We start from the raw sequence: 6,802 nt of genomic DNA, 5'->3' as shown, positions 1-6,802 counted from the left end.
GACCTTCAGGCCCGACGTTTCTGAGTGTTGTTCTGTCATAAGGTGTCCACTGAAAATCAGTGGACATAGCCTGCACGCTCAGATCGCTGAGTGCTAGACGCCCATTTCTGCGCGCTTACAGAAAGTGTTCAGCGCGGCGCGTCGCTGGTTGCGGGTACGCACGGAGTTGCCGCGCTGCTGCTCCAGATACTTGAGGAATGTCAGAACTCGCTCGAAGGCGAGGTCCTCGACAGTCAGGGAAGTAATTGAGGTGCGGCGTTGCTCGGATACAAAGCCAGAAACAGGCGAACTGTGTCGCGATAACTTCGGATTGAACCTTGGCGCAGGCCTTTCTGCACGGGGACCATCGCCGACGCAATGCTCGACCATCTCATGCAGCGTCATCACCGGATCACGCTCACCGGTGAATCCCTCAGGAAGGCATCCCCAAAACCCAGCGTCCTGGAGCCCGAACTTGACCAGGACTAACAAGAAAATCTACAATCAACACCGCGCAACGCCCAACCCCGCCGAATCGGTCACGTTCTCGAAATCGGCGGTCACGTTCGCCGAAATACGCAGTTTGCGTTTTGCTTGCGGTCGATGTGAGTCGTAACTCGACAATAAAACGCCAACTTTTGGAGGGCGGACAGATCGAATTTTGACCTTTCTATCCACCCCCAAAGCCTTCTTGCAAATACCCTGCCGAACAAAGTCCGTAGCTCGCGGACCACGCATCACTTTGCCTGGCTGATAGGAGGCGGGGGGATGTGTATATCGCCCAAACCCAGTCCCAGAAGGAAGATGTATCCGTAGATATGCTGAAAGCCCACCTGCTGATAGAAATCCGTAATCTGGGAAACAGCCTGTCCATCAAGCTTGTTCTGCAAAGAGCCGTAATTTCCCCATTGTCTGTAATTCAGAGACCTCGAAGTGGCGCTTATCAGATCGACAAGTGCCTTGACGACATCGGGGGTGTGAATTTGTGGTTCATAGACCTTTTTTACAAGCTCGATACTGTCTGCATTCCACGCCATCGGTACGACGTCCACCGTGTTCCATACGCGTATCGCGTTGGTTCGCATCTGTTCGTCAAAATAACCAGCAAAAATATCGTTGCCCGCCGTCGGCGCAGCAAACGTCTGGCAGTTGTATTTCAGGTTTAGCGCTTGCAAGTCACGCTGATTCTTCAGGTACAGGACAAGCGCGGATGCCAGGGCGCCGCCTAGGCTATGCCCGACAACGTTAAGCACGCTCGAAGGCGGTACCGTCTTGAGAAAGTCAATGAGCGTCGCCCCGTTTGAGTCGGCGGTCAGGATCACGGATGATAGTCCTATGTCTGTTCCGGCCGATATACCTGCCAAGTCGGAACATGACGGCACGTACTTCCGGAATGACACGAGGGTTTCATACAGATTGTCCTCCAGAAGGTCCACGGGGGAACTGAAATCGGTGCCACTGGTCACCACCGAATATTCGCCTGTGGTTCTCGATTGCAGTACTGCAGTGATCTGCGTCGCATATCTATCCGGATCGGGATCGCGAAGCAAGGCGGGCCCCCAAACGATACTGAACTGTTTGTTCTGGGTCATCCTGGAGGCGCTCAGGCCATTAATGATATTCCGGCTAACCTGCGCCGGAGTTGGGTTCTGAATTTCTTTTCCCGAGGTGTAGTCTGTTGCGGAATAGTTAACAAGATACGCTAACGTGAGATTAATCTGCGTTTGTTCAAGATTGATGGTTGACATGATTAATTTGCTCCGGATGTCTTAAAAATTCGACTTCTAGTTTGCAAAATATTGAAAACTGACCGCAACATCTACGTGACCTCGCTGAACCACCGGCCGATTCTAGGCTTGCATACTTCGTTCAGCAATAGATTTATAGGGAATGGGTAATTTTTATGCATTTTGCTTTTCGAAGCATAATGCATAAATTTCAAGTTTTTAATTATCCAAGCGGCATAAGTGCTCCGGGTATACGGATTTTATTTTGCGAGGAGCCACTCGTAGAACGCATTTAAGATGTCAGCGTTGTGACTATAAAATCGCCAACTCAGGACTTCGTGCATCCCGATAACGTGGCGAGCCATACTCAGTATGGGTTTGCCGGACGCGAAATGAAGTCATCACTTCGCTGTTGAGATGCGGCCTTCGGCGCGCGGCCGCCGACGGTGACCAAGGAATATTGCGGCCGACGTATGCCGACCGCATCGGGCAGCACGTGGGCGAGGCCGTGCGAAAACGTGAGAGTACTCGGTTTTCGGGTGTCGCTTTACCCTCCGCGAGTGGCTACCAAGCCAATACAGCGCGATCTGAAGGGTCGATTTTTCGGGAGGCTGCATTCAGCGCGCGTTGTCAGCCTAGTTGGGTCGTCGCGGTGTAATTGGGTGTAATGGATATGCTGTGCGCGGCGGCGTAATTTTGTTGTGCGCGACGTTTAATGTGTCGTGTCGAAAACCAATGCCACAGGAGAAATAAAATGGTTGCTCGTTTAAATCGGTCGTGTGCGAAGGACGGTGTGATTGCTTATCAGGACAGTGAAAGCCTTGAAACGTTTCATTATTTCCCGGCTCGCATTGATCCAGTCAATGAGGAGACGATCAGAAGCTATGAGGTGAAATATTATGGGATCAACGCTCAGCCGTATTTCATCGATGTTGGGAATCGTAACTATCAGAGCGTTGTCGGGGCGGTAGTCAGCGGGCAGGGCATTGCCGAGATCACCAAAAAGCAGCGCGACGCCATAGTGGCCGAGGCAAAGCGGATCTACAAAGTCAGAAATGTTTACCTGGTGCCGCTCGTGCTTGAAGACGTGACTGTCCAGCCCATCATCGCGACGGACGTCGTCGAAATGGGCGGGCGCAGCAGCATCACTTTCCCGGAGCGTTTTCAGGTTGGCACGCAGTTCGGCTTTAACGTCTCTTCAGGCAATAGCCTGTTTGCAGAATTGGTAGGGTTGCAGGGCTCGGACGATAAAAACAAGAATCCAGAAATTGGCGTCAATTTCTACGGTACGTGCGAGCTGCTTGCCGACCCGTGGATCGCTGAGCTCACGGCAGACCTGTCCCAAGTTTGGGAATACACGCGTAGTCAATTCGGAGCGAGCGCCCGGATCGGATGGCTAAATATCGGCAACGCCAGTTTCGACAAGATCACGCAGGACATGCAAAAGAAGGGGATCGTCAAGATCAAATACATTCAAGGTGGCGGTGGCAAGGAGTTCGGCTGGCAGTTGCTGGAATCCACGAAGACCTTATTCGAAGCAATCAACCAGCAGGCTGCTGCTGGAGAGGGATTGTTCAAGTTCGAGCCAAATCCGACGCCGCAGGAGCCTTCGTCGTCTTCGTCGGACGGGTTGGGGGCCGGTCTTTTGCCTTACTCCGTCAGCATCAACATGTCGTTTGCCTCCAATACGTTCAAGCAGTCGATCGAGTTCAAAAACAGGGTTGAGTTCGAGGGACGGCTGCCTGTTGCCTTCAACGGCAATATGGCGCTGGCGCTTCCCTGCAATGCATCGACGCAAACACACTTCTACGATCTGCAATTGAAGGCGACTGGCTGCATCACCAAGGCCAAATCCGATGGACTGCAAGCGCGGATTCGCAAGGAGGTTGCAGCGAAGGACAAGAAGGTTCTCGAATACCTGAAGAAGGTTGAAAGCGGTACGTGGACGATACAGCAATTCTCGGAGATGCTAGAACTGCTGAACACGATCAACCTGACCGAAAGCAAGAAGAACCTCGACCCCGCAAGCATGGAGGTCTTGAGCGAGGAAGAGGCGCTGCATCTGTTGGAGCAGCGGGAGCAGGAGGTCGTTGCATCCTGGTCGACACCGCTCGAATCGCGTTCGCATATCGTCCACGCGGTATTCCCGCCGGATAACCGCAAGCGAGTGTCCAATACGCGGATCTCGCCGTGGAATGGCGTCGGTATGCTGGAGATGCTGTTCCCTGACGGGAAGTCGTATATCGGAACTGCGACGCTGGTGGACGACACCCATGTTGCAACTTGTGCTCACAATTTGTTCGATTCCGCTTGCGGCGGCCGCGCGACAGCGATCCGGTTCTACCCGGCCAACAACGGGAGCGCAGATCATCCGTATGGCAGTTTCGCCGCCAACAAGATCTACTACCCGGAGGCCTTCGAGCAGGACGAACAGGACGACGGCCTGGATTACGGGATTATCAGGCTGGTCAAGGCAGTGCCGGAAGATCTGACCAAGTACACGCTGAAAATTGCTGCCGACAGGGATTTGCAGACGACGGCCATGCAGATCGCAGGCTATCCGGGCGACAAGCAACCGGCGAAAACCATGTGGTCTGGCACCGGGGCATTGACCGAAGTTACGCCGACACTTCTGAGTTACAGGATTTCCACCGCGCAGGGACAAAGCGGTTCCGCGATCGTCGCCAAGGACGACGCTGGCCAGTGGTGCATCTACGGCATTCATGTCGGTAGCCGTGCGGCCGCCAACATCGGCTGTCGAATCAACGAGACAGTCAAGGCCAATATGCTTGGTTGGATCGAGGGCCGGACGGTCGATGATTTTGCCACCGTCGCGGAGGAGTGGGATGCGGAGCCGGAAATGGCCTGAGTCCGGGCGCTCGCAAAGCAATACGTTGCGTTGTTATGTAATGTCGCTCAGCGCCCGGGTGAGCGCTGAGCGACATTTGAATTCACTTTATAAATAGAGGGCGATCATGTCTCCTGATCCGGTGATTGCGCGCGATGATGATGCTATGCCTGCTCCGCAGAACACTCCTCCTGCTTATGCGGTTTTGTATGACGATTTTGGTACGTTTCTTATCGCAACGAAACGGGAGAGGTCGTACTATTACTTGAGCGAAAATGGAGAAACGGTCAATTATCGGGGGATCGATTTGACTGGGAAAAAGGGCGGCGGATTGAATGCTCTGCCTGGAGGAAGAAACGACGAAAATGATACGGAGAAATGCGCCAGGCGTGAATTCTTCGAGGAGACCGGCGTTGAATTGCCGAGGAGCGTCGGGCCTGACAGGACAAAAATAAAGTCCTTCGAAAGAGATGCATACTCGGCTGCGTACTTTCGCGCGAAAACTGGGGAGGTGGCGAGCACATTCAGTGCGATATCGTCGATTTCCCTGCCTAACTCAAGGGATATCGTTGCCAAAATAATCAAGGAAAAATATACGCAGCGATCCCAGGTTATGGATTATGTCGTGAGGGAGAAGTTTTCCGTGTGGCCGCAGGATAATGAGCTCGATTCGGTTGCTTGCTGGAATATCAAGAATTCAAATCAATGGGACAAGATCAAATCGTGGAGGGGGGATCAAGTAATCGGCTGGTATTACGAGGTTCTCAAATATTTGCGGGTCGATATTTTCAATTTGAATGTGTAGGTGCGGGATCTTGCGGGCATGTTACAGGGGCCTCGGTACAGGCGGCATTGGGCTGACGTGAATCGTCATGTCCAGTGCCGCGTATGCGTCCTGACCATGCAGCAGGTATCGCCGGGCGTCGACGAGGAACAGAAGGCGATCAAATCGAATGGCGTGCGTCGCAAGCAGCTTGGCCGTTCCGGGCTTTGCAATGGATGAGTGCTATAGACCACGGCGTCGCCGGCATTGAGAATTTAAACGCACCTAGAATTCCAAGCTGAACGAGCGCCGGCTTGCGTCCGCAACTACAACTTGCGGACGCAACCGATGACAGAGAACGAAGTTGATTTCTTTCCGCTGCGGGTGACCGGCGTGACTGCAGCAGGCAAGAGGAAGTTTGACGCCGAGGGCAAGCGCAGGTTGATTGACGCCTGCCTGCAGCCTGGTGCGTCAATTGCCGGACTGGCGTTGAAGGCGGGTGTGAACGCGAACCAACTGCATAAGTGGATTACGGCATAGGAGTTAAACACGCGACGAAATTTCGAAAGACTGTTTCGTGTCGGAATCGGCCGCAAGATTTGCGAACGCGAAGGCAATACCCAGGGGCTGCCGCTCGCGGTGGCGCAGGCGATCACGCAGTTGCCAGCCGGCGGTGTCACGCCGGTCGCGATTGCGACCGGTGACGGCAACAACGCGATGCGCGTGATCGTGAAATTTGATGCAAAACGGCCCACGCAGGTCCCGTCATTCGACCAGGCGAAGGACACGATCCGTCTGCTGTTGCAGGCGCTCGCGCTGGAGAAGGCCGCCGCGCAGTTCACCGGCGAGCTGATGAAGCACGCGACGATCCAGCAATGACGCCGGGGCGGCGATGGTCGGCCGGACGAGGGACGGCACCGTGAAGTCGTCGGTGCGGGTCTTCGAGGAGAGCGTGCCGCTGTCGCGGTCGCGTGCGGTCGTGGACCGGCATCATGCAGCTGTTCGGCTTCGCGAGCGAAATGCGCCACTCGCCGCAGGAGCAGCGCATCCGGGAGTCCGGTGTCCGGCGTGCGAGCGGGCATTCAGGGCGAACGCGCTGGCGCGGCCGAACATCTGAGCCATCCGATGCGTGCACCGAAGGCTTTCGGTGTCCCGGTTGCCGCCATCCGCAGAGCGGGGTCTGCAGATCAGAAACAGGATTCTGCAGGAAGCGGGAACAGTTTTTTTTCAGGTTAACGTAAATTAGTGATCCTGAATTTGTCATAAAAAGAATTATGCAAAATCCCAAATGTAGTAGCTTTATAGATGGAATGGTCGCCTCCCGCCTTAACGGGCCAACCGACGCCGCAGCAACCCCGGCGACGATGTCGAGCCCGAGTATCGTCTCCGTTGGGATATCCCGTTAAGGAGAAAGCTGATGGAACCCACGACTATTGCCATCGACCTGGCCAAGCGCGTTTTCCAGATTCACTACGTCGAGCCTGT

5 protein-coding genes and 1 pseudogene are annotated in these 6,802 nt (G+C 54.4%); 4 read left to right on the top strand and 2 right to left on the bottom strand.

What is annotated here, in order from left to right:
* Positions 1 to 93: 93 nt before the first annotated feature.
* The gene (locus ACTJLC_RS31465) at positions 94 to 471 is read right to left on the bottom strand and encodes a hypothetical protein (RefSeq protein WP_440846346.1); all 378 of its coding nucleotides are present in this window, start codon (positions 469 to 471) and stop codon (positions 94 to 96) included.
* A gap of 245 nt (positions 472 to 716) precedes the next feature.
* Positions 717 to 1,727, bottom strand: coding sequence for a lipase family protein (locus ACTJLC_RS31460; RefSeq protein ID WP_114164457.1), 1,011 nt, complete (start codon positions 1,725 to 1,727; stop codon positions 717 to 719).
* Between the two features lie 733 nt (positions 1,728 to 2,460).
* Here ACTJLC_RS31460 and ACTJLC_RS31455 point away from each other — a divergent pair.
* The 4 genes and pseudogenes from ACTJLC_RS31455 (at position 2,461) to ACTJLC_RS31440 (ending at position 6,196) form a co-directional block, all read left to right on the top strand.
* Positions 2,461 to 4,575, top strand: a complete 2,115-nt coding sequence (locus tag ACTJLC_RS31455) for a trypsin-like serine peptidase (RefSeq protein WP_114164458.1) — start codon at positions 2,461 to 2,463, stop codon at positions 4,573 to 4,575.
* Between the two features lie 106 nt (positions 4,576 to 4,681).
* The gene (locus tag ACTJLC_RS31450; protein ID WP_114164459.1) at positions 4,682 to 5,359 is read left to right on the top strand and encodes an NUDIX hydrolase; all 678 of its coding nucleotides are present in this window, start codon (positions 4,682 to 4,684) and stop codon (positions 5,357 to 5,359) included.
* A 306-nt stretch (positions 5,360 to 5,665) separates the two neighbouring features.
* Positions 5,666 to 5,848: pseudogene (locus ACTJLC_RS31445) on the top strand (transposase); the annotation flags it as partial.
* Positions 5,849 to 5,956: 108 nt separating this feature from the next.
* A complete protein-coding gene (locus tag ACTJLC_RS31440; RefSeq protein WP_440846344.1) occupies positions 5,957 to 6,196 on the top strand; it encodes a hypothetical protein in 240 nt (79 codons plus the stop codon).
* The last annotated feature ends 606 nt before the right edge of the window (positions 6,197 to 6,802 follow it).

It is taken from the genome of Paraburkholderia sp. 22099, from assembly GCF_052045835.1.
Taxonomy (GTDB): Bacteria; Pseudomonadota; Gammaproteobacteria; order Burkholderiales; family Burkholderiaceae; genus Paraburkholderia; species Paraburkholderia terricola.
Note: the sequence above shows the minus strand (reverse complement) of the source record. Positions and strands in the feature narration are given on the sequence as shown.